The organism is Marinobacter sp. C7 (assembly GCF_022343555.1).
Classification (GTDB): Bacteria; Pseudomonadota; Gammaproteobacteria; order Pseudomonadales; family Oleiphilaceae; genus Marinobacter.
The window spans coordinates 1,997,904-2,021,628 of sequence record NZ_JAKQZH010000001.1 but is presented as its reverse complement, the minus strand read 5'-3'; the positions used below and the strand labels follow the sequence as shown (position 1 = coordinate 2,021,628).

Sequence of the window (23,725 nt, the reverse complement as noted above, 5' to 3'; positions counted from 1 at the left end):
GAACCTCAGGCGATCTTGCGGGCGCCTTCCTTGTTGAGGATTTTCTCGATTTCCCCGGCGGACAGGGTTTCTTTCTTGAGCAGGGCCTTGGCCAGGGCCTCCAGGTGGTTCCGGTGTTCGGTCAGGAAATCCACCGTGGCTTTTTCCAGCGCCAGGAGCTGGGTCTGGATTTCGCCGTCAATCAGCTCCGCCATCTTTTCGCTGAATTCCCGTGGTGCGCCCATCTCCCGGCCCAGGAAAACGTGCTCCTCACCGATGCTCAGGCCCAGAGGTCCGAGCTTCTCGCTCATACCCCATTGACCGATCATCTTGCGCAACAGTTTGGTGGCTTCCTTGAGATCGTTCTGGGCGCCGGTACTGACCTCGCCGTAGACAATTTTTTCCGCCGAGCGGCCGCCAAGCATGACCTTGATGCGATCTTTCAGATAGCTCTCTGTGAAGGTGTAGCGGTCTTCCTTCGGGGTCTGTTCGGTCACACCCATGGCCATGCCGTGGGGAATGATGGTGATCTTGGTGAGCGGGTCCGCCTTCGGCATGAAGTAGGCCATGATGGCATGGCCGCTTTCGTGGTACGCGACGGCCTGCTTTTCCTCCGGGGTCAGCTGGGCGTCCCGTTCCTCCCCGAGGATAAGGCGGTCCCGGGCCTCGTCGAAGCACTGGGCGTCGATCTTGTCCTTGTTTTCGCGGACTGCGGTCAGGGCAGCCTCGTTTACGAGGTTCTTGAGGTCGGCGCCGGAGAAACCGATGGTCCGCGCGGCGACTTCGGCCAGGTTCACATCGTCTGCCAGCGGAACCTTGCGGACATGCACGCTCAGAATGGCTTCCCGCGCATCCTTGTGGGGGCGATCGAGGGTAATCGTGCGGTCGAAGCGCCCGGGGCGGAGCAGGGCGGTGTCCAGTACGTCCGGCCGGTTGGTGGCGGCCAGTACCAGAATGTTCTCATGCTCCTCGAACCCGTCCATTTCGGTCAGGATCTGATTAAGGGTCTGCTCCCGTTCATCATGGCCGCCGCCGAGGCCAGTGCCACGGGAGCGGCCGACTGCGTCCAGTTCATCAATGAAGATCAGCGCGGGCGCCTCTTTGCGGGCTGTCTGGAACATGTCGCGGACCCGTGCCGCGCCCACGCCCACAAACATTTCGATGAATTCCGAGGCGCTGATGCTGAAGAAGGGCACATCTGCTTCTCCGGCAATGGCCCGGGCCAGCAGGGTTTTGCCTGTGCCCGGCGGGCCAACCAGCAGTATGCCCTTGGGCATTACCGCCCCGAGCCGACGGAACCGTTCCGGGGCCTTCAGGAAATCGATAATCTCGGTGATCTCCCGTTTGGCCGATTCGATGCCGGCCACGTCGTCCAGGGTGGTGCGGGACGTTTCAGGGCGGGCCCGACGCGCCTTGGATTTGGCGTAATCAAACAGGCCGCCGCCCTGGGTCATCCGCCGCTGGGCGGCGCCCCAGAACCAGAACATCAGGGCCAGCAGGAGAATCCATGGCAGGAATGCCTGGATCAGTTGTTGCCACCACGGAAGCTCCGAACTGGTGGCCCGGATGGTGACGTTGTTTTGCTCAAGGAGGGGCAGCAGTTCCGGGTCTTCCATGGGAGGGCGGACCGTATGGAAGCCGGTCGTCGGTTGGGGGCCCGGGCTTTCACTGCTGAAGTCGGTCATGCCCTGATCGTTGAATAGGCCAACGATCGCCTCTGATTTCAGGGTGACTTCAGCAACCTGGCGTTCGGCCACCGCGGTCTTGAACTCGGAGTAGGCAAGCTCCTGCTGGCGTGGTTGGTCCCCGCCCTGTAACCACAGCACCATCAGGAAGATGGCCGCGCTTAACCAGAGAAAGGCAAACTGGTTGGGAATCGCGGGCTGCTGGTTGTTGTCCGGTTTTTGCTGGTCCGGTCCCTGTGGTGCTGTCATCTGGGCCTCCGGTCGCCCTCCATGATTTTTGCGACGAACACAGACTTGCCGTAGGTCTCGAATGACCACTTCATGGTATCCGAGAGCACTTTCATGACTTCGTCGTATTCGCCAAAAATTTCTGTACTCATACGTCCGGGATACACCTCCAGCCCGGATTGTTCAAGTCGGGCGATGAGATCCCAGATCGGTTGTTTGTAGTCATCCTTGAGCGGATAGCAGCTCAGTTGTACTGAAAGATACATGGTACCTCCTCTCGGATCAGTGACCCGGATCAATCGGTTTCGTTCAATACCCCATGGCCGATGAGGTGCTCCGGCGCGGATCAGCGCCTCCATAGAGCGTACCATCCGGCCCGATCAGGATGCTCTGAATGGCGCCCATGGCGGATTTGGCCACCACCGTGTGGCCCTTGTCCTCAAGCCGCCGAACGGTGTCGGGGCTGACGCCCTGTTCAATGCGGATCTCGTCCGGCAGCCATTGATGGTGTACCCGGGGCACGCTGACCGCTGTCTGTATGTTCATATTATGGTCGATCACGTTCATTACCACCTGCAACGTCGTGGTAATGATCCTGGAGCCGCCGGGGCTGCCGGTGACCAGGAAGTTCCTGCCGTCCCTGCGGACGATGGTGGGCGACATGGAGCTGAGCATGCGTTTGCCCGCTTCCACCTTGTTGGCTTCGCCGCCAATCAGGCCGTAGGCGTTGGGCACGCCGGGCTTGGCGCTGAAGTCGTCCATCTCGTTGTTGAGCAGAAACCCGGCGCCGGCCACGGTAATCCCCGAGCCGTAGCTGAAATTGATGGTGTAGGTGTTGGAGACCGCATTGCCCCAGCGATCGACCACCGAGAAGTGGGTGGTCTCGGGGCTTTCGTAGGCAGCGGGCTCGCCGGGGGCAATTTCGCTGGCGGGGCGGGCCTGATCCGGCTTGATCGTCTCTCGCAAGCCCTCTGCGTAAGCCTTGCTGGTCAGGCCGTCGAGTGGTACGTCTACGTAGTCGGTGTCCCCGAGGTATTGCGAACGGTCGGCGTAGGCCAGTTTCATGGCTTCGGCCATGTGGTGGATGGTGCTGGCAGAGTTGTGGCCCCAGTCCGAAATCGGGTAGCCCTCGAGAATGTTGAGGATCTGGACGATGTGGGTGCCGCCGGAGGAGGGCGGCGACATGGAATAGATGTCATGGCCGCGATAGGTGCCGTGCACTGGCTCGCGGATGGCTGGCTCATAATCCCGGAGGTCCTGCTCGGTGATCAGGCCTCCGTTTCGTTCCATTTCTTCGGCAATGAGGCGGGCGGTTTCACCCTCGTAGAAGCCCCTGACGCCGTTATCGGCAATCCGCTGCAGGGTGGCGGCCAGCTCGGGCTGACGGAAACGCTCTCCTGGCTGCCAGGCGGAGCCGTCTTCCTTGTAGAAGGTTTCCAGCGTCGCGGGCCAGCGCTGCAGCCGGTCCTTTGCCTGCTCCAGTCCTTCGGTGAACCGGTGGGGCACTATAAAGCCCTCCCGGGCCAGCCGGATCGCTGGTGCCAGGGCCTCTTCAAGGCTGATCGTGCCATGGCGTTCCAGCGCCAGTGCCAGGCCGGCCACGGTACCCGGCACGCCGGCGGCGAGGTGGGTAAACCGGCTGCGGTTGGTGACCACGTTGCCATTCTCATCCTGGAACATGGTTTCGCTGGCGGCCGCCGGCGCCTTCTCGCGGTAGTCGATAGCCTCGGGGGCACTGCCGTCGCCCGGAGAGAAAAGCATAAAACCGCCACCGCCGATGTTGCCTGAGCGGGGCTGAGTGACGGCTAGCGCAAAGCCCGCCGTGACCGCGGCATCGACGGCATTGCCGCCATTCCTGAGTACCTCCAGCGCCACTTCCGTGGCGAGGGTGTGACTGGTGGCGACCATGCCGTGTTGGCCCTGGACCGGGTGAAACCGCTCGCCTTCGATAATGGCCTGTGCCCAGGCGCTGGGCAGGCAACTCATCAGCACTAAAAACACGATCGTCCGCATGCGTCCATTCCTCGTTTTAGGCGTTCAGATAGGCTATGATAGCCGGTCATTTTTGATGGTGCGTACCGATTGCCCGCCTTGTGTTTTTCCGCCGGGGTCCCCGTCGCACCAGCTTTCCCGGATTCAAGTTAAGGAAAGGCTTTCATGGAGCATACCTATCGTCTTGTGATTTCCTGCCCGGACCGGGTCGGAATCGTTGCCAAGGTGAGTAATTTCCTGTCCACCTACAATGGCTGGATTACCGAGGCGAGCCACCATTCGGATACTCATACCGGCTGGTTCTTCATGCGTCACGAGATCAAGGCCGAGTCCATCCCGTTCGGACTGGACCAGTTCCGTGCCGCATTCGAGCCCATTGCCCGCGAGTTCAACATGAACTGGCACATCGCCGATTCCGCGCGACCAAAGCGGGTGATCCTCATGTGCAGCAAGGAATCCCACTGCCTGGCGGATCTTCTGCACCGTTGGCACAGCAAGGAGCTGAACGCCGAGATCGTCGCGGTCATTTCCAACCATGATGATTTGCGCCGCATGGTGGAATGGCATGAAATCCCGTATCACCACGTGCCGGTGAGCAAGGAGAACAAGGCCGAGGCATTCGCCCACATCGAGGAACTGTTCGAGAAGTACGAAACCGATGTGGTGGTCCTGGCCCGCTATATGCAAATCCTCCCGGCCGAGTTGTGTGAGAAATACGCCGGCAAGGTGATCAATATCCACCACAGCTTCCTGCCGTCCTTCGCGGGTGCCCGTCCGTACCACCAGGCGTACAGTCGCGGTGTGAAGCTGATTGGCGCCACCTGCCACTACGTGACCCAGGACCTCGACGAGGGCCCGATCATCGAGCAGGACGTCATCCGCATCAACCACAGCGATTCCATCGAAGACATGGTTCGCCTGGGCAAGGATGTGGAGAAGAACGTGTTGGCCCGGGGCCTGCGGGCGCATGTCGAGGACCGGGTGATTACCTACGAAAACAAGACCGTGGTGTTTGATTAAGGCTGCACCACGTTGGCCCGGGAGCGGGCGGACTGTGGTATGCTTGGCGGCTTGTTGAAGAATAAATACGGGGCCCGGAAACGGCTCCCGCACGACTTCCAGATAACGCAAAGGAACCTTTCTCGATGGGTGAGTTAGCCAAAGAGATCCTGCCGGTAAACATTGAAGACGAGTTGAAGCAGTCCTACCTCGATTACGCCATGAGCGTCATCGTCGGCCGGGCCCTGCCGGATGTGCGCGACGGCCTCAAGCCGGTGCACCGCCGGGTGTTGTTCGCCATGTCCGAGTTGGGCAATGACTGGAACAAGGCCTACAAGAAGTCTGCCCGTGTGGTAGGTGATGTTATCGGTAAATACCACCCCCACGGTGACTCTGCGGTATACGACACCATCGTGCGTATGGCCCAGCCGTTCTCCCTGCGCTACCCGCTGGTAGATGGCCAGGGCAACTTCGGTTCCATTGACGGCGATAACGCGGCAGCCATGCGTTACACCGAGATTCGCATGGAGAAGATCGCCCACTCCCTGCTGGCGGATCTGGACAAGGAGACCGTTGATTACGTCGACAACTACGACGGCACCGAGCGGATTCCCGATGTGCTGCCGACCCGGGTGCCGAACCTGCTGGTGAACGGCTCCTCCGGCATTGCCGTGGGCATGGCCACCAACATCCCGCCCCACAACCTGACCGAGGTGGTCAACGGCTGTCTGGCGCTGATCGACAATTCAGACCTGACCGTGGATGAGCTCATGGAGTACATCCCGGGTCCTGATTTCCCGACCCAGGGCATCATCAACGGCCGTGCCGGTATCGTCGAGGCCTACCGCACGGGTCGTGGTCGAATCTATATCCGTGCCCGTCACGAGATCGAGGTGGACAAGAAGACCGGCCGCGAGACCATCGTGATCACCGAGCTGCCGTACCAGCTGAACAAGGCCCGCCTGATCGAGAAAATCGCCGAACTGGTGAAGGAAAAGCGGGTCGAGGGCATTTCCGAGCTGCGGGACGAGTCCAACAAGGAAGGTATCCGGGTTGTGATCGAACTGCGCCGTGGCGAGAACGCGGACGTGGTGATCAACAACCTGTTCGCCCACACCCAGCTGGAAACCGTGTTCGGTATCAACATGGTCGCCCTGATCAATGGCGAGCCGAAGACCCTGAACCTGAAAGAAATGCTGGATGCGTTCCTGCGCCACCGCCGTGAGGTGGTAACCCGCCGGACCATCTACGAGCTGCGCAAGGCCCGCGAGCGTGGCCATATCCTCGAAGGCCTGACCGTTGCGCTGGCTAACATCGACGAGATCATCGAGCTGATCAAGCAGTCCCCGACTGCAGCCGAAGCCAAAGAAATGCTGATGGACAAGGGCTGGGCGCCGGGCGATGTGCTGGCCATGCTCGAGCGTGCCGGCGAAGATGCCTGCCGTCCGGACGACCTGCCGGAGATCTACGGTCTGCGTGAAGGCCTGTATCATCTCTCGCCGGAACAGGCCCAGGCCATCCTGGACCTCCGTCTGCACCGTCTGACTGGCCTGGAAACCGAGAAGCTGCAGAACGAGTACAAGGAAATCCTCGAGAAGATCGCCGATCTGCTCGACATCCTGGGCGATCCGGAGCGCCTGCTGCAGGTGATCCGTGAAGAGCTGGAAGCGATCGTGAACGATTACGGTGACGAGCGCCGTACCGAGATCACCAGCTCCCGCCGCGACCTGACCATCGCCGACCTGATCGACGAAGAGGATCTGGTGGTCACTATCTCCCACGGTGGTTATGCCAAGACCCAGGCCGTCGAGGATTACCAGGCCCAGCGCCGTGGCGGCCGGGGCAAGGCTGCGACCTCCATGAAAGATGAAGACTTCATCGAGAAGCTGCTGGTGGCGAACTCCCACGACACCATCCTGTGTTTCTCCAACCGGGGCAAGGTGTACTGGCTGCGGGTGTTCGAGATTCCCCGGGGCAGCCGTGGTTCCCGTGGCCGGCCGATGGTCAATATCCTGCCGCTGGACGAGGGTGAGCGTATTACCACCTTCCTGCCGGTGAGGGATTACCCGGAAGACCAGTTTGTGCTGATGGCCACCTCCAACGGTGTGGTCAAGAAGACCCCGCTGCCGAACTTCTCCCGTCCGCGCAGCAGCGGCCTGATTGCCCTGAACCTCGACGAGGGCGATACCCTGGTTGGCGCCGCCATTACCAAGGGCGATGCGGAAGTGATGCTGTTCTCAACCGCCGGCAAGGCGGTGCGCTTCACCGAGGACCAGGTGCGGCCCATGAGCCGGACGGCCCGCGGTGTACGCGGCATCCGGATGCCGGAAGGCCAGCATGTGGTATCCCTGATTATTCCGGAAGAGGGCGGTGTGATCCTGACCGCCAGTGAGCACGGCTACGGCAAGCGGACCGCGATTGAGGAATTTCCCACCTACAGCCGGGGCAGCCAGGGCGTTATCGCCATGCAGTGTTCCGAGCGTAACGGTGATCTGGTGACCGCCCTCCAGCTGTTCGATGGCGACGAAATGATGCTGATTTCCGACAAGGGCACGCTGGTGCGGACCCGCACCGATGAGGTTTCCATCCTGAGCCGGAATACCCAGGGTGTTCGCCTGATCCGTCTGGCCCAGGAAGACGAGCGCCTGGTCGGTGTTGAGCGGATTGCAGAATCCGATGATGAAGAGATAGAAGGCGAGGAAAGCGAAGAATGAGCAGGGCGTTCAACTTTTGCGCGGGGCCGGCTACCTTGCCGGAGCCCGTGCTGAAACAGGCCCGGGATGAAATGCTGGACTGGCGTGGTACCGGCATGTCGGTGATGGAAATGAGTCACCGCAGCGACGAGTTTGTGGCCATTGCCGAAACGGCCGAAAAAGATCTGCGTGAATTGGCCGGAATTTCAGACGATTACGCCGTACTCTTCATGCAGGGTGGAGCTTCCAGTCAATTCTCTACCATCCCTCTGAACCTGCTCGGCGATAAGAGCTCTGCGGATTATGTGAACACCGGAATCTGGTCCAGGAAGGCAATTGCCGAAGCGAAACGCTACGGTGATGTGAACGTGGTCGCCAGTTCCGAGGATAGCGGTTTTACCACGGTACCGGAGCAGTCCACCTGGGATACCCGCCCGGATGCCGCTTATCTGCATTACACCCCGAACGAGACCATTGGCGGGCTGGAGTTCGACTTTATCCCGGACAGTGGTGATGTGCCTCTTGTTGCGGACATGTCCTCCACCATGTTGTCCCGCCCGCTGGATGTGTCCCGGTTCGGACTGATCTACGCCGGCGCCCAGAAGAATATCGGCCCGTCCGGCCTGGTGGTGGTCATCATTCGCAAGGATCTGCTCGGCAAGGCCCGCAGGGAAACTCCGACGATGATGAACTACCAGGTCATCGCGGACAACGGCTCCATGTACAACACCCCGGCTACCTATTCCTGGTACCTGGCAGGGCTGGTCTTCAAGTGGCTGAAAGAGCAGGGCGGCGTCAAAGCCATGGGCGAGATCAATCACCGCAAGGCAAAGAAGTTGTATGACTTCATCGATACCAACGATTTCTACGCCAACCCGATTGACCCGCGTTTCCGCTCCTGGATGAATGTTCCGTTCACCCTGGCAGACGATGCCCTGAACGGTGACTTTCTCAAGGGCGCGGACGCCCGTGGCCTGCTAAACCTCAAGGGTCACCGCTCTGTTGGCGGTATGCGCGCGAGCATATACAACGCCATGCCCGAAGCGGGCGTTGATGCGCTGATTCAATACATGGCGGAATTTGCTAAGGAGCGTGGCTGATCATGACGGACGAGAAGACCCGTCTGGGCGAACTCCGGGATGAAATCGACAGCATTGACCAGCAGATCATGGATCTCATCAGTGCCCGGGCCCGCTGTGCCCAGGAAGTGGCCCATGTGAAGATGGCAGCCAACCCGGACGAGGACGTGTTTTTCTACCGTCCCGAGCGCGAGGCCCAGGTGTTACGGCGCATCAAGGACCATAATCCCGGGCCGTTGCCGGCGGAAGAGATGGCGCGGCTGTTCCGCGAAATCATGTCTGCCTGCCTGGCGCTGGAAAAGCCAATGCACATTGCTTTCCTGGGACCGATCGGCACCTTTACCCAGGCGGCGGCACTGAAGCACTTCGGCCATTCCGTAATCAGTGTTCCGTTACCGGCTATCGATGCTGTCTTCCGTGAGGTGGAGTCCGGCGCGGCCCATTACGGCGTGGTGCCGGTGGAGAATTCCACCGAAGGCATGATCAATCACACCCTGGACATGTTCATGTCCTCGCCGCTTAAGATTTGCGGCGAGGTGCAGCTCCGGATTCACCACCACTTGCTGGTGTCTCCGAAGCACAAGGATCAGGAAATTACCCGCATTTATTCCCATCAGCAGTCTTTTGCCCAGTGCCGGCAGTGGCTCGATACCCACCGCTATGGCATTGAGCGGGTGACGGTATCCAGTAACGCTGAAGCTGCCCGCCGGGCCGCCGAAGAGCCCGGTACCGCGGCGATCGCCGGGGATATGGCCGCTGAGCTCTATGGCCTGGAGAAGCTGGCCAACAGCATCGAGGATCGCCCGGACAACACCACCCGGTTCCTGATCATCGGTCGGGAAGAGGTTCCGGCAAGTGGTCAGGACAAGTCTTCAATCCTGGTGTCCATGCGCAACAAACCCGGTGCCCTTTATCAGTTGCTGGAGCCGTTCCACCGCCATGGCATCAGCCTGACCCGGATCGAAACGCGGCCGTCGCCCAGTGGTACCTGGGCCTATGTGTTCTATATCGACTTCGAGGGGCACATGGAGGACGAGACCGTTCGCAAGGTGCTGGCCGAAGTGGACGAAGAGGCGGTAGAGCTCAAGCGGCTTGGATCCTACCCCATAGGCGTTTTGTAACAGGAGGCTTCGAATGGCAGTCGATTACCAGAGTCTTGCGGTCAAAGGTGTCCGTGCCCTGTCTCCCTACCAGCCCGGCAAGCCCATCGAGGAGCTGGCCCGGGAACTGGGTTTGAAGCCCTCCGAAATCATCAAGCTGGCCAGTAACGAGAACCCGCTGGGCCCCAGCGAAAAGGCGCTCGCTGCCGCCCGGGGCGCGCTGTCAGAGTTGTGCCTGTATCCGGATGGCAATGGTTTTGACCTCAAGCAGAGACTGTCCGAGCGGTTTGGCGTACGGATGGACCAGATCACGCTGGGCAATGGCTCGAACGATGTTCTGGAAGTGATTGCCCGCTGTTTTGCGGATCAAGATTCCGAAGTCGTGTTTTCGCAATATGCCTTTGCGGTTTACCCGCTGGTGACCCAGGCCATTGGCGCCAAAGGAGTATCAGTTCCGGCAAAGGACTGGGGGCATGATCTCGACGCCATGGCGGACGCCGTGACTGAGCGCACCCGGCTGGTTTTCGTTGCCAATCCGAATAATCCGACAGGTACCGTGCACACCGCCGATGCGATCGAGGGCTTCCTGGCGAAGATCCCCGAAAACGTGCTGGTGGTTCTGGATGAGGCGTACTGTGAATACCTCACCGGAACCGAGTATCCGGATGGTCTCGAACTGCTTGAGCGTTTCCCCAACCTGATCGTATGCCGAACCTTCTCAAAGGCCTGGGGCCTGGCTGCCCTTCGGGTGGGGTACAGTATCAGCTCGCCCGAGATCGCGGATATCCTCAACCGGGTCCGTCAGCCGTTCAACGTGGACACGGTTGCGCTGGCTGCGGCGACAGCGGTATTGGGCGATGAGGATTATCTCAAGCGGTCCCGTGAAGTGAACGCTGCCGGCCTGAAACAGCTGGCGGACGGCTTTGATCGCATGGGGTTACCCTATATTCCTTCGGCCGGCAATTTTATCGCGGTAGAGGTCGGGGAGCAGGCCCAGGCGATCTACCATGCGTTGCTTGAGCACGGTGTGATTGTCCGCCCGATTGCCGGTTACGGTATGCCGGAACACCTGCGCGTGTCTGTGGGCCTTCCCAGGGAAAATGAGCGGTTCCTCGATGCGCTGGCCGAGGCACTCAGTGGTGCCGGGGAAGGGGGCTGAAGTGGGCGACGGCGAGCCACTTTTCAACCGTGTAGCCATTATCGGCCTGGGGCTCATCGGCGGGTCCCTGGCCAGTGCCATCAGACAGCATCGACTGGCCGGGCAGGTGGTCGGCTATGACCGGCGGGCCGAAGAGCTGGCCTTGGGCGAAGAGCTGGGTGTTATAGATCTGGCAGCCGATTCGCTGGAGCACGCAGTTCGTGGCAGCGACCTGGTGGTGCTGGCGGTTCCGGTGCGGGCAACCCGCACCGTGCTGGCAGAGCTAAAGCCGTTTCTTGACAGGAATGCCGTGTTGTCAGACGTTGGCAGCACCAAGTCCAGTTTTGTGGCGGATGTCGAGGCCGTTTTCGGCGAACTTTCTCCCCACGTCATCCCTGGCCACCCGATTGCCGGTTCCGAGAAAAGCGGTATCCGGGCAGCCAATCCCGAGCTCTTTGCCAATCACAAGGTTATTCTGACCCCCGCCGATAACGCCCACCAGCCTGATCTCAGGCGACTCAGGGCCCTGTGGGAAGGTTGTGGGGCCACCGTGCTGACCATGTCCGTGGCCTATCATGACGAAGTGCTGGCAGCGACCAGCCATCTGCCACACCTCATTGCCTTTTCCCTCGTGGACACTCTGGCCGGTGAAGACGAAAATATGGATATCTTCCGGTATGCGGCTGGCGGATTCCGGGATTTTACGCGGATCGCGGCCAGCGATCCGGTGATGTGGCATGACATTTTCCTGTCGAACCGGGATGCCGTGCTCCGGGTTATTGACCACTTTGCCCATGATCTGGACCAGCTTCGCGCTGCCATCGCCGCTGGCGATGGCGCAACACTGCTCCGGGTCTTCAGTCGCGCCAAGGCGGCGCGTGAACATTTCACCAAGATGCTTTCAGGACAGGCGTACGTGACTAACAACAGCGAAAAGCAGGTAACCTTCCGGCTCAAGCCCGGTGGCTCCATCCGGGGTGACATACGGGTTCCGGGTGACAAATCCATGTCCCACCGCTCCATCATGCTGGGTGCCCTGGCAGAGGGGATTACTGAGGTGAAAGGGTTTCTCGAAGGCGAAGACAGCCTGGCGACCCTTCAGGCGTTCCGTGACATGGGTGTGACCATCGAAGGTCCGGAAGATGGCTTCGTGCGCATTCATGGAGTCGGCATGCATGGCCTGCAGGCACCCCGGGGACCGCTCTATCTGGGTAATTCCGGAACGGCCATGCGTCTGTTTGCGGGTCTGCTGGCGGCACAGCCGTTTGATTCGGAATTGACCGGTGACGCCAGCCTGTCCAAGCGGCCCATGGGACGTGTGGCTGATCCACTCCGCGCCATGGGTGCCGTGATCGATACCGCCGAGGGTGGCCGCCCGCCGTTGAAGATCCGGGGTGGTCACAAGCTGACCGGCATCCATTACGAAATGCCGGTGGCCAGTGCCCAGGTGAAATCCTGTCTGTTGTTGGCCGGGCTTTACGCTGAGGGCGTGACTTCGGTCACCGAGCCTGCGCCCACCCGGGATCACACCGAGCGCATGCTGGCGGGCTTCGGGTACCACGTTCATCGTGATGGTGCGACTGCAAGCGTTACCGGTGGCGGCAAGTTGACCGCGTCTGCCATCGACGTACCCGCCGATATTTCTTCCGCGGCCTTTTTCCTGGTGGCAGCGAGCATTGCACCGGGTTCCGAGCTGGTGCTGCGCCATGTCGGTATGAATCCGACCCGGGTGGGTGTTATCAACATCCTTCGCCAGATGGGGGCTGACATCCAGATCCTCGAGGAGCGGGAGATCGGTGGTGAGCCGGTGGCGGACCTGCTTGTGCGCTCTGCCGACCTCAAGGGTATCGATATTCCGGAAGATCAGGTGCCCCTGGCCATTGACGAATTCCCGGTGTTGTTTGTCGCCGCTGCCTGCGCAGAGGGACGGACCGTACTCCGGGGTGCTGAAGAACTCCGTGTCAAAGAAAGTGATCGCATCCAGGTCATGGCCGACGGCCTCGAAGCACTGGGCGTCGAAACGACAGTGACTCCGGACGGCATCGTCATCGATGGCGGCCAGGAAATCGGTGGCGGGACGGTGAACAGTCATGGCGATCACCGCATTGCCATGTCCTTTGCGGTGGCATCCCTGCGGGCGACCGGCCCCATCGAAATCACCGACTGCGCCAACGTTGCCACGTCTTTCCCGAGTTTCGTGGAACTGGCGTTGCAGACCGGAATCCAGATCAGCTCGGAAGGTGGTGAATGATGGCAGACAGCAATGCCCCCGTCATTGCGGTCGATGGCCCCGGCGGTTCGGGAAAAGGCACCATCACGCAGATGCTGGCGCAGAAGCTGGGCTGGCACCTGCTGGACAGCGGCGCCCTGTACCGGCTGACAGCGCTGGCGGCGACACGACAGGGCGTTTCGCTTGACGATGAGAGTGGCCTGGTCAGGGTGGCCGCCTCGCTGGATGTGACGTTCGAGCCGACCCCTGCCGGACAGCCGGCGAAAGTGTTGCTGGCGGGGGAGGATGTGACCTCCGAGATCCGTACCGAGTCCTGCGGCGACAATGCCTCCAGGGTGGCGGTCAAGCAGCCGGTCCGGGATGCTCTGCTGCAGCGGCAGCGGGACTTCCGGCAAGCCCCCGGTCTGGTCGCCGATGGCCGCGATATGGGCACTGTGGTTTTCCCCGACGCGCCGGTGAAAATCTTCCTGACGGCCAGTGCGGAAGAACGGGCCCGGCGACGTTTTAACCAGTTGAAGGACGCGGGTGTCGATGTTAATATTGATGCCCTTTTAGAGGAGATACGGGTTCGTGATGAACGGGATATGAACCGTTCCGCAGCCCCCCTCAAGCCCGCGGATGATGCGCAAGTCATTGATTCTACGGGGTTGAGTATAGAAGAGGTGTTGGACAGGTGTATGGCCGCAGCAGGTCAGGCCTGACTACACCTTTTTGTCGTTGGAATGCCGGAAACAGCGTTATTTGCCAGCCGCTGGCTGATTCCGGAAATCGTTAACAGACCGTGTTGCTGGTGGCACGGAGTACACTTGCGTTGATCACATAGGACACATAATGAGCGAGAGCTTTGCGGATCTTTTTGAAGAAAGCCTGAAAGAAATTGACATGCAACCGGGTTCCATCGTCCAGGGAACCGTAGTTGACGTCGACAACGACTGGGTCACCGTTAACGCCGGACTGAAGTCCGAGGGCGTTATCCCCGCCTCCCAGTTCCTTAACGAAAAAGGCGAGTTGGAAGTAGCTGTCGGCGATGTTGTCGATGTGGCTCTCGATGCTGTTGAAGATGGCTTCGGTGAAACCCGTCTTTCCCGCGAGAAGGCCAAGCGTGCCGAAGCGTGGAAAGTTCTGGAGAAGTCCTTCGAGGCTGAAGAAGTTGTTAAGGGCGTGATCAATGGCAAGGTCAAGGGCGGTTTCACCGTCGACCTGTCTGGCATTCGTGCCTTCCTGCCGGGTTCCCTGGTAGACGTTCGTCCGGTTCGCGACACTGCGCACCTGGAGAACAAGGAACTGGAATTCAAGGTTATCAAGCTGGACCAGAAGCGTAACAACGTGGTGGTTTCCCGCCGCGCCGTTCTGGAAGCTGAGAACAGCGAGCAGCGTGAAGCTCTGCTGGAAACCCTGACCGAAGGTCTGGAAATCAAGGGTATCGTCAAGAACCTGACCGACTACGGCGCGTTCGTAGATCTGGGTGGTGTTGACGGCCTGCTGCACATCACCGATATGGCCTGGAAGCGCATCAAGCATCCGAGCGAAATCGTGAATGTGGGCGACGAAATCAATGTTAAGGTCCTGAAGTTCGACCGTGAGCGCAACCGCGTTTCTCTGGGCCTGAAGCAGCTGGGCGAAGATCCCTGGGTCGATATCAAGGGTCGTTACCCGGAAGGCTCCAAGGTTACTGCACGCGTAACCAACCTGACCGACTACGGCTGCTTTGCCGAGCTGGAAGAGGGTGTTGAAGGTCTGGTTCACGTATCCGAAATGGATTGGACCAACAAGAACATCCACCCGTCCAAGGTTGTTCAGGTAGGTGACGAAGTTGAAGTGATGATCCTGGATATCGACGAAGAGCGTCGTCGTATCTCCCTGGGCATCAAGCAGTGTGTTGCCAACCCGTGGGAAGAGTTCTCCAGCAACTTCAACAAGGGCGACCGCATCTCCGGTAAGATCAAGTCCATTACTGACTTCGGTATCTTCATCGGTCTGGATGGCGGCATCGACGGCCTGGTTCACCTGTCCGACATCAGCTGGAACGAGACTGGCGAAGAAGCCGTTCGCGAGTACAAGAAGGGCGACGAAGTCGAAACCGTTATCCTGTCTGTTGACCCTGAGCGCGAGCGCATCTCCCTGGGTATCAAGCAGCTGGAAAGCGATCCGTTCGCCGAGTTCGTACAGCTGAACGACAAGGGCTCCATCGTCAAGGGCACTGTTTCTTCTGTTGACGCCAAAGGCGCAACCGTTGCCCTGAACGACGAGGTTGAGGCGGTACTGAAGGCTTCTGAAATCAGCCGTGACCGTGTTGAAGACGCACGCAACGCGCTGAAAGAAGGCGAAGAAGTCGAAGCGAAGATCATCAGCATCGATCGCAAGAACCGCGTAATCAACCTGTCCATCAAGTCGAAGGACGTTGAAGACGACAAGCAGGCGCTGGAAAGCGTCCGCAGCAAGGCCGCTGAATCTTCTGGTGCGACCACCATCGGTGATCTCATCAAGGAACAGATGCAGCAGCAGAACGCCAACAAGGACTAAGTTTCCTTCAGGTGTGAAAAAAACGGGCTCTAAGAGCCCGTTTTTTTTGTGTTTTTTTCTGGTTTGACTAAACTAGGACAAAGAATCGCGGTATTAGGCTGCCGAATAATAAAGAAGAGGGAAGCGCCTCATGACGAAGTCCGAACTGGTCGAACTGATTGCCTCCAAGCAGACTCAGCTGTCTGTGAAGGATGTCGAACTTGCAGTGAAAACTATCATCGAGCATATGTCCCAGTCACTCGCAGATGGTCAGAGAATCGAAATCCGGGGATTTGGCAGTTTTTCCCTTCACCACCGGGCCGCGCGGGTAGGGCGTAATCCGAAGACTGGCGAGGCTGTGAACCTGCCGGCGAAGTACGTACCTCATTTCAAACCGGGAAAGGAACTCCGGGAACAGGTTAACGACAGCCTGAAAAAAGGATTCTAAGGGTCTCGGCAAAGAATTGAAGCTTTGGGCCTGTTGAGCCCTACGGAGTGCTTACGTTATGGCAGGATTGCAGAAAATCCTCATTATTCTGTTGGTACTGGTCCTGATTTTATTGGCACTCGTCTTTTCGCTGAATAACCAGATGGCGGTCTCTCTCAATTTCCTCCTGTTCGAGACCCAGCCCCACGGAGTGGCCGTCTGGATTATCATGGCGTTTGTCATAGGTGCATTGTTCGGTGTGCTGATGACCATGCTGGCGACCGTCCGGACATCCGTGTCGCGGCGAACCCTCAGGAAACGACTTGATCGTGCCGAACAGGCATTGGAGAAATCCAGGGCTCAGAACGACCGGACTCTTTAATGGATATAGTGCTTCAGTGGCTGCTGCTCACTGCGGCGGTCGCGGCCGGCTGGATGGCCGGCCGGCTTGGCAGTAACTCCCGCAGTTCCAGAACCGCCATCTCTGACGAAGACTCGGTCCGCGATCGTCTCCAGTTCCTGTTTACCAACTACTCCGATCAGGCGGTCGAGAACTTTGTGCAGTCCCTCGCGGTCAACAAGGACACCGTCAGCCTGCATCTTTCCATTGGCAGTCATTTCCGTAACAAGGGTGAGACCGACCGCGCAATCCTGATCCACCAGAACCTGCTCGCCCGCCCGGAATTGCCCGGTCGTTTTTCGCCACAGGTCACGATGGAGCTTGCCCTGGACTACCTGAATGCCGGATTGCTGGATCGCGCGGAGGCGCTGTTTCATCAGATTTTGGGAGACAGGGAATACGGCCGACAGGCGGCTCTTCAGCTTATCGAGCTGTACCAGCAGGAACGGGAGTGGAGCAAGGCGGCGGATGTCGCGCGAACGCTCGCCAAGGGTGACTCGGATCTGGCATTGTTCAAAACGCTGGCTTACATCACCTGTGAGCTGTCCGAGCAGGCGCTCAAGCATGATGATCGCTGGACAGCCCAGAAGCTCGCGAAAGAGGCTCTTGAATACGATCGCTCCTGTGTTCGCGCCACGCTTATTCTGATGAGCCTGCTGGTTCGCCAGGGCAGCTTCCGGGAAGCCGGCAAGGAAAGCCTCAAGGTGTTTGACCAGAACCCGGAATTCGGCCCGGAAGCGATTGACCGCCTGATGAAGCTCGAGCGTGAGCACGGTGACGTCGGCCGGCTGTTCAAGAAGCTCCGCAAGCTTTACGAGCAATATCCCAGCACGAGTCTGTTGCTGGCTCTGGTAGAATCGATGGAGCGGTCCTCCGGCCGACCGGCGGCGATTGACCTGCTGCGCCAGGAACTGGAAAGCCGTCCTTCGGTGCGCGGCCTGCTGCGGCTGGTTGAGATGGCAGGTTACGAGAAGGGCATGACGACGGACGAAGGTCGTCTGGTCAGCCGGATCGGTCATCTGTTGCTGTCCAACCGCCCGATCTATCGTTGCGTAAGCTGTGGCTTTTCCGGTCAGCAGTTACACTGGCTGTGCCCGAGCTGCAAGCAGTGGGAAACCATCCGCCCGATCCAGGGCGTGGAAGCTGAATAAATCCGTTACGAATTACCCCCAGGAACCGAACCGTGCAAAACCCTTCTGACCCCAAGATCATCGTTGCTCTCGACTTTCCGTCCCAGGACCCGGCACTGGCCCTGGTCGATCAACTGGACCCGGCGAAATGCCGCCTGAAAGTCGGCAAGGAGCTGTTCACCCGTTCTGGGCCGCAACTGGTAAAGGCGCTGCAAGGGAAGGGTTTCGATGTGTTCCTGGATCTGAAATTCCATGACATCCCCAACACTACCTCTGCCGCCGTTGCCGCTGCGGCCGACCTCGGCGTCTGGATGGTGAACGTTCACGCCTCCGGCGGCGAGAAGATGATGGTCGCCTGCCGCGAGCGCCTGGAAGCCTTCGGTACCGACAAGCCCCTGCTGATCGCGGTCACGGTTCTCACCAGCATGGGCCCGGAAGACCTGGCCGGCATCGGCATCACTGACTCTCCGGAAGCCCAGGTCTCACGCCTGGCCACCCTGACCAGAAATTGCGGGCTCGACGGCGTCGTCTGCTCTGCGCAGGAAGCTCCGAAGCTCAAAGCGGAGCAGGGCGCCGACTTCAGGCTGATTACCCCGGGAATCCGACCGCTGACCGCCGACAAAGGCGACCAACAACGTATCATGACTCCCACGGACGCCCTCAAGGCCGGTTCCGATTACCTCGTGATTGGTCGGCCAATCACTCAGGCGCCGGATCCTCTGGCTGCTCTGGAGGCTATTCATTCTGAGGTGATTGGCCTCTAACCTGGTCGCTGTCCTTTAACCCCGAACTAGCCTGCTGCCTTGGCGGGCTGGTGGTGTGGGGCCGCCCTCCCAAAAACCGCTACGAGCACGTCCATGTGCGCTTGTTTCAGGCCATCCCTGGCCTTCAACATTTTTGGGAGGGCGGCCCCACACCACCGGTCCTGGCATCGGGGGTATCGCAAATGATTTATAAGAGTGAATTTTCGAGTCGGTTGATGGGCGATGCACCCCGCGCGCTCGTAAAGGCGGATATCTCCTGGATTCCAAGGGGCGATGGGTACCTGCTCCCAAAAATGTGCGGAGCCATGGATGGCGGAGCCAAGCGCACATGGATGTGCTCGTAGCGGTTTTTGGGAGCAGGTACCCATTGCCCCCTGCACCAGAACTTGAAGGCTAGGGCAGGGCTAAGTTAACAACAAAGCTTCGAGAAGGAGCTGACAAAAATAAACAAGCACAAAAAAGCCCGCTAACTCATAGAATTAGCGGGCTTTTGAAATATTGGCTCCCCGAGCTGGGCTCGAACCAGCGACAAACGGATTAACAGTCCGTTGCTCTACCAACTGAGCTATCGGGGAACGTCGTCGTGTGACGAGGCGCGTATATTAAGGTGGCTATACCGCCCCGTCAACCCCTGGCAAAAACTTTTTAGCCGAGTGCCTTTTGCAGACGCTCAACCGCTTTTTCCAGGTTTTCCATGCTGGTCGCGAAGCTCAGGCGCATGTGGCCCGGAGCGCCGAAGGCGGAGCCCGGAACGATCGCTACGCCGGCGTCAGTCAGCAGCTTCTCGGCGAACTCCACGTCCGTGCTGACACTGTCATCGGCATCGATGGCGCCCTGGAAGCTGGGGAACACATAGAAGGTGCCGTCGCCGTTGAGGCATTCAACACCCGGCAACTTGTTCAGGGCGTCGACCAGCCAGTCGTGACGCTCCTTGAACGCCTTGACCATCTCGCCCACACAGGCCTGATCGCCGTCCAGGGCAGCGGTAGCAGCGGCCTGGGAGATGGAGCAGGGGTTGGAGGTGCTCTGGGACTGGATCTTCTTCATGGCACCGATGATCTTGGCCGGGCCTGCGGCGTAGCCGATACGCCAGCCGGTCATGGAGTAAGCCTTGGACACACCGTTCAGCACAAAGGTACGGTCATACAGCTCCGGGCAGGCGTTCACGATGTTGCAGAACGGCTTGCCGGTCCACAGGATCGGCTCGTACATGTCGTCGGTGGCGATCATGATGTTCGGGTGCTTCTTGAGTACTTCACCGATCGCCTTCAGCTCTTCCATGGAGTAGGCCATGCCACTCGGGTTGGACGGGCTGTTGATCACGAACAGGCGGGTGCGCTCGGTGATGGCGTTTTCCAGCTGTTCCGGGGTGATCTTGAAGCGGGTGTCCGCGCTGGTCTCGATGATGACCGGCTTGCCTTCGGCCACCAGCACCATGTCCGGGTAGGAAACCCAGTAAGGGGCCGGGATGATGGCTTCATCACCCTTGTTCAGTGTGGCAAGTGCCAGGTTGAAAAAGCTTTGTTTGCCACCACTGCTTACCAGTATCTGGTTGGCTTCGTATTCCAGGCCGTTGTCCCGTTTGAACTTCGCAATAATCGCTTTCTTCAGGGCCGGCGTACCATCCACGGCGGTGTACTTGGTCTGGCCGTTGTTGATGGCTTCAATGGCCGCCTGCTTGATGTGCTCGGGGGTGTCGAAGTCCGGCTCGCCTGCACCCAGGCCGATGATGTCCTGGCCCGCTGCGCGGAGTTCGGCGGCCTTGTTGGTGACTGCGAGGGTGGGAGAGGGCTTGATAGCCTGTACTCGGCTGGAAAGTTGAAGGTCCAAACTTGAGCTCCTTAAAGCTGCGTCTTATTGGGCTGCGATCGGCCGGGGAGGCGCCACTGCTGGCTGAATTTCGCCCAGCCGTCGATCGCACTGATGGTATCATGAAGCCAGCGTAACGCTAAATTTCTCGATGGTATACGTCCGCCCGGGGCGGGCACCGCGAAAATCCGGAGGTTTTCCGCCACTTATGGCAACGAAAGAAACCAGTAACGCCCAGAACGGAGCGTTCAGAGTCGATTCTCCCTACCAGCCCGCCGGTGATCAGCCCAAGGCGATCGAGGGGCTGGTGGATGGTATCCAGTCCGGCCTGGCGCACCAGACCCTGCTCGGGGTGACCGGCTCGGGGAAGACGTTCACCGTCGCCAATGTGATCGAGCAGGTGCAGCGGCCCACCATCATCATGGCGCACAACAAGACCCTGGCGGCGCAGCTGTACGGCGAGTTCCGGGAGTTCTTTCCGGACAACGCGGTGGAGTACTTTGTCTCCTACTACGACTACTACCAGCCGGAAGCCTACGTGCCGTCGTCGGACACCTTCATCGAGAAGGACGCCTCCATCAACGAGCACATCGAGCAGATGCGGTTGTCCGCCACCAAGGCCCTGCTGGAACGGCCCGATGCGATCATTGTGGCCACGGTGTCGTCTATCTACGGTCTGGGTGATCCCCAGTCCTACCTGAAGATGATGCTGCACCTCGACCGCGGCGACCAGATCGATCAGCGTTTTATCCTGCGCCGGCTCGCGGAGCTCCAGTACACCCGCAATGACGTCGAGTTCCACCGGGCCAATTACCGGGTCCGCGGGGATGTCATTGATGTCTTTCCGGCAGAATCCGAAAAAGAAGCCATCCGGATCGAACTGTTCGATGACGAGGTGGAGAATCTCAGCTACTTCGATCCCCTGACCGGTGAGGTGTTGCGTCGGGTGCCCCGGGTCACGATTTATCCGAAGTCCCACTACGTCACCCCGCGCCAGACGGTGCTGGATGCGGTGGAGCAGATCAAGGTGGAGCTGGATGAGCGCCTGCAGGTGCTGCGCGACAACAATCGGCTGGTGGAAGCCCAGCGCCTCGAGGAGCGTACCCGCTACGACATCGAGATGATGCTGGAGCTGGGCTATTGTAACGGCATCGAGAACTACTCCCGTTACCTGTCCGGGCGCAGACCGGGGGAGGCGCCGCCGACCCTGTTTGATTATCTTCCGCCCAACGCTCTCTTGGTGGTGGACGAATCCCACGTGACCATTCCGCAGATCGGCGCCATGTACAAGGGGGACCGGTCGCGCAAGGAAACGCTGGTGGAATACGGGTTCCGATTGCCTTCGGCGCTGGATAACCGCCCCATGAGGTTCGAGGAGTGGGAGCGTATTGCGCCCCAGATGATTTTTGTCTCGGCGACTCCGGGACCCTACGAAGGCGATCACGCCGGTCAGGTGGTGGAACAGGTGGTTCGTCCCACCGGCCTGCTGGACCCGGAAATCGAGGTGCGTCCCGCGTCCACCCAGGTGGATGACCTGCTGTCCGAGATCCGGGCCCGGGTGAAGGTTCAGGAGCGGGTGCTGGTCACCACCCTGACCAAGCGCATGGCGGAAGACCTGACCGACTTCCTGATGGAACACGACATCAAGGTCCGGTACCTGCATTCGGACATCGACACCGTCGAACGGGTGGAAATCATCCGGGATCTTCGCCGTGGCGAGTTCGATGTGCTGGTGGGGATCAACCTGTTGCGGGAAGGCCTGGACATGCCAGAGGTATCCCTCGTCGCGATCCTGGATGCGGACAAGGAAGGCTTCCTGCGTAGTGAGCGGTCCCTGATACAGACCATCGGCCGTGCCGCTCGTAACGTCCACGGCAAGGCGATTCTCTATGGTGACAACATCACCGGCTCCATGCAGCGGGCCATTGATGAAACCCAGCGCCGCCGGGAAAAACAGACAGCGTTCAATGAAGAGCACGGCATCACACCGACCGGCCTGAACAAGAAGATTGCCGATATCATGGAAGGTGCGGCCGGTGGTGGCCGTGGCCGCCGAAAGGCCGAGCGGCCGGGTCAGAAGGCTGCAGAGGAAGCGGAGCAGTACCGGGCCAAGGCCGGAAACCGTTCGCCGGAGGAAGTGCTCAAGGAGGTGGCGCGGCTCGAAGATGACATGTACAAGGCCGCCTCGGACCTGGATTTCGAAACCGCAGCGCGGCTGCGCGACGAGATTGCCGAACTCAAGGAAGCGGCCCTGCGAACCGGCTGATTATCCGGCCCGTTTCGGGCCGACAATCACGGCAGCCTGCAACGGCTGGTTCCGGCCGTAGCTGGACATCCGGGTGAAAACCCGCTTGTCCACCGGCAGGTACTGTTTGTCTGCCACGGTTTCGCCTGCCTGTACGTCGATTTCCGGGTCGTGCAGGTATACAAATTGATTGTCGATGGCACAGACCGTGACCCAGTGGGGCACCCGGCTCCGGTTCAGTTGCCAGGTGCTGATCAGGATGACCGGTATGCGGCCCTCGTGCAGGGCGTTCTCCATCCCCTCAAGGGTTAACGGGTCGTGGTGGAGCTCGATGCCGGTGGCGCCAATGTCGTGCAGGAATCCCTCGTGAACCAGTTCCAGCACCCGCTTCTTGTCTTCATTGCGGACGGTGTCCTTGAACAGCGCACCCTCCTGACTGATCCAGGCACTGGCTTCAAAACCACGGTTCCAGCAAGACAGGGCCAAGCCGTGTGGCCCACAGCCCCCGTGGCCGGCGAGCATGAAAATGGTGGTCGCTTCACGCCAGATTTTCAGCTCCTCCAGGGTGTTGAGTGGTTGTCTCTCGTCCAGGGCGGCCATGGCCATGATGAGGGCGGCCGGCCCGCAGGTGAACTCGGTGGTCTGGGGGTAGTAGGGAACCGGCAGAAACTCTCTGGTCGGCTCGTAATACAGAATCCGCCGCTCGAACCGCAGGGCAGTGCCGTGGTCTTCGTAATAATCGCGATAGGTACCGAATTGCCGGTAACCAAGGCGCTTGTAGAGGTTGATGGCACCCGGATTATCCTCCCTGACTTCCAGGCGCATGATGATGCGGTCGGCCTCGGCCGCTTCTTTCTCTGCCTCGCGAATCAATCGTTCACCGATACCCTGGCCCCGCACAGCGGGCGAAACGGCCACGGAGTAAATCCGGGCCAGGCGGGTGGCTGCGTTCATCAATACCAGGCAATAGCCCACCAGCTCGCCGGCCTGGTCCGCCACGATCAGCCGATCCCGGGGCACCTCCAGAGATCGCCGGAAACTCCGCCGGGAAAGCCGGTCGTCGCTGAAACAACGGTTCTCCAGCTGAACCAGGTTGTCCAGGTCTGTGTTGACGGCGTGGCGAAGGATGACATCGGGCATGGCGTTACTGGCCTTATGGCGGTATGCAGGGCGTGCTGGCGGGCTTCCCTCTGGCGGCTATTATGGTAGAGCGTGGCCGGTACGCAAGCCCCGCCGGCATGCGTAAAAGCACGCACGTTCGGGCGATTGTGTAACTCCGGGGCCGGGCGTATTGTTGCGCAAATCCAGGCGGCCAAACCTTCAGG

The 23,725-nt window shown here is 59.8% G+C and carries 18 protein-coding genes and 1 tRNA gene; 13 read left to right on the top strand and 6 right to left on the bottom strand.

The annotated features are described in order from the left end of the window. Positions 1-5 precede the first annotated feature (5 nt). The 3 genes from ftsH to ggt are packed head-to-tail and all read right to left on the bottom strand — an operon-like array spanning position 6 to position 3,905. Positions 6-1,913 carry an ATP-dependent zinc metalloprotease FtsH gene (ftsH, locus tag MD273_RS09300; RefSeq protein ID WP_239037454.1) on the bottom strand — a complete coding sequence of 636 codons (1,908 nt, stop codon included), beginning with the start codon at positions 1,911-1,913 and terminating at the stop codon, positions 6-8. Then, positions 1,910-2,158 (bottom strand): YkoF family thiamine/hydroxymethylpyrimidine-binding protein, encoded by a 249-nt coding sequence (locus MD273_RS09295; protein ID WP_239037453.1) that lies wholly within the window; start codon positions 2,156-2,158, stop codon positions 1,910-1,912. The genes ftsH and MD273_RS09295 overlap by 4 nt, the downstream gene beginning before the upstream one ends. 43 nt (positions 2,159-2,201) lie before the next feature. Beyond that, a complete protein-coding gene (ggt, locus tag MD273_RS09290) occupies positions 2,202-3,905 on the bottom strand; it encodes a gamma-glutamyltransferase (RefSeq protein WP_239037452.1) in 1,704 nt (567 codons plus the stop codon). 144 nt (positions 3,906-4,049) lie between these two features. Between ggt and purU the strand changes: the two genes are divergently transcribed. From purU to pyrF, 12 genes are all read left to right on the top strand, one after another. Further along, a complete protein-coding gene (purU, locus tag MD273_RS09285) occupies positions 4,050-4,904 on the top strand; it encodes a formyltetrahydrofolate deformylase (protein ID WP_239037451.1) in 855 nt (284 codons plus the stop codon). A gap of 125 nt (positions 4,905-5,029) precedes the next feature. Beyond that, positions 5,030-7,597 (top strand): DNA gyrase subunit A, encoded by a 2,568-nt coding sequence (gene gyrA, locus MD273_RS09280; protein WP_239037450.1) that lies wholly within the window; start codon positions 5,030-5,032, stop codon positions 7,595-7,597. Further along, positions 7,594-8,676 (top strand): 3-phosphoserine/phosphohydroxythreonine transaminase, encoded by a 1,083-nt coding sequence (gene serC / locus MD273_RS09275; RefSeq protein ID WP_239037449.1) that lies wholly within the window; start codon positions 7,594-7,596, stop codon positions 8,674-8,676. Before gyrA ends, serC begins: the two co-directional genes overlap by 4 nt. 2 nt (positions 8,677-8,678) lie before the next feature. After that, positions 8,679-9,776, top strand: coding sequence for a prephenate dehydratase (gene pheA, locus MD273_RS09270; protein ID WP_239037448.1), 1,098 nt, complete (start codon positions 8,679-8,681; stop codon positions 9,774-9,776). A 13-nt stretch (positions 9,777-9,789) separates the two neighbouring features. Beyond that, the gene (hisC, locus tag MD273_RS09265) at positions 9,790-10,914 is read left to right on the top strand and encodes a histidinol-phosphate transaminase (RefSeq protein WP_239037447.1); all 1,125 of its coding nucleotides are present in this window, start codon (positions 9,790-9,792) and stop codon (positions 10,912-10,914) included. A 1-nt stretch (position 10,915) separates the two neighbouring features. Next, entirely contained in the window at positions 10,916-13,144 is a 2,229-nt protein-coding gene (locus MD273_RS09260) for a bifunctional prephenate dehydrogenase/3-phosphoshikimate 1-carboxyvinyltransferase (RefSeq protein WP_239037446.1), read from the top strand. Then, a complete protein-coding gene (gene cmk / locus MD273_RS09255; protein WP_239037637.1) occupies positions 13,144-13,824 on the top strand; it encodes a (d)CMP kinase in 681 nt (226 codons plus the stop codon). The genes MD273_RS09260 and cmk overlap by 1 nt, the downstream gene beginning before the upstream one ends. A gap of 130 nt (positions 13,825-13,954) precedes the next feature. Next, positions 13,955-15,646: a 30S ribosomal protein S1 gene (gene rpsA, locus MD273_RS09250; RefSeq protein ID WP_239037445.1), complete on the top strand. Its 1,692-nt coding sequence runs from the start codon at positions 13,955-13,957 to the stop codon at positions 15,644-15,646. Between the two features lie 130 nt (positions 15,647-15,776). After that, complete coding sequence (locus MD273_RS09245) at positions 15,777-16,073, top strand: integration host factor subunit beta (RefSeq protein WP_008938050.1); 297 nt, start codon at positions 15,777-15,779, stop codon at positions 16,071-16,073. 58 nt (positions 16,074-16,131) lie between these two features. Continuing rightward, positions 16,132-16,434, top strand: a complete 303-nt coding sequence (locus MD273_RS09240; protein WP_239037444.1) for a LapA family protein — start codon at positions 16,132-16,134, stop codon at positions 16,432-16,434. After that, positions 16,434-17,603, top strand: coding sequence for a lipopolysaccharide assembly protein LapB (gene lapB, locus MD273_RS09235; protein WP_239037443.1), 1,170 nt, complete (start codon positions 16,434-16,436; stop codon positions 17,601-17,603). The genes MD273_RS09240 and lapB overlap by 1 nt, the downstream gene beginning before the upstream one ends. Positions 17,604-17,635: 32 nt before the next feature. Further along, a complete protein-coding gene (gene pyrF, locus MD273_RS09230) occupies positions 17,636-18,346 on the top strand; it encodes an orotidine-5'-phosphate decarboxylase (protein ID WP_239037442.1) in 711 nt (236 codons plus the stop codon). Positions 18,347-18,845: 499 nt separating this feature from the next. Here the strand turns inward: pyrF and MD273_RS09225 are convergent. Both MD273_RS09225 and MD273_RS09220 read right to left on the bottom strand, forming a co-directional pair. Continuing rightward, positions 18,846-18,921, bottom strand: a tRNA-Asn gene (locus MD273_RS09225). A gap of 70 nt (positions 18,922-18,991) precedes the next feature. Further along, positions 18,992-20,176, bottom strand: a complete 1,185-nt coding sequence (locus tag MD273_RS09220; RefSeq protein WP_239037441.1) for a pyridoxal phosphate-dependent aminotransferase — start codon at positions 20,174-20,176, stop codon at positions 18,992-18,994. Between the two features lie 187 nt (positions 20,177-20,363). On the opposite strand from MD273_RS09220, the gene uvrB reads away from it, so the two are divergent. Further along, positions 20,364-22,421, top strand: a complete 2,058-nt coding sequence (gene uvrB, locus MD273_RS09215) for an excinuclease ABC subunit UvrB (protein ID WP_239037440.1) — start codon at positions 20,364-20,366, stop codon at positions 22,419-22,421. Here the strand turns inward: uvrB and rimI are convergent, their stop codons facing one another. After that, positions 22,422-23,540, bottom strand: coding sequence for a ribosomal protein S18-alanine N-acetyltransferase (rimI, locus tag MD273_RS09210; protein ID WP_239037439.1), 1,119 nt, complete (start codon positions 23,538-23,540; stop codon positions 22,422-22,424). It lies immediately after the preceding gene. Between the last annotated feature and the right edge of the window lie 185 nt (positions 23,541-23,725).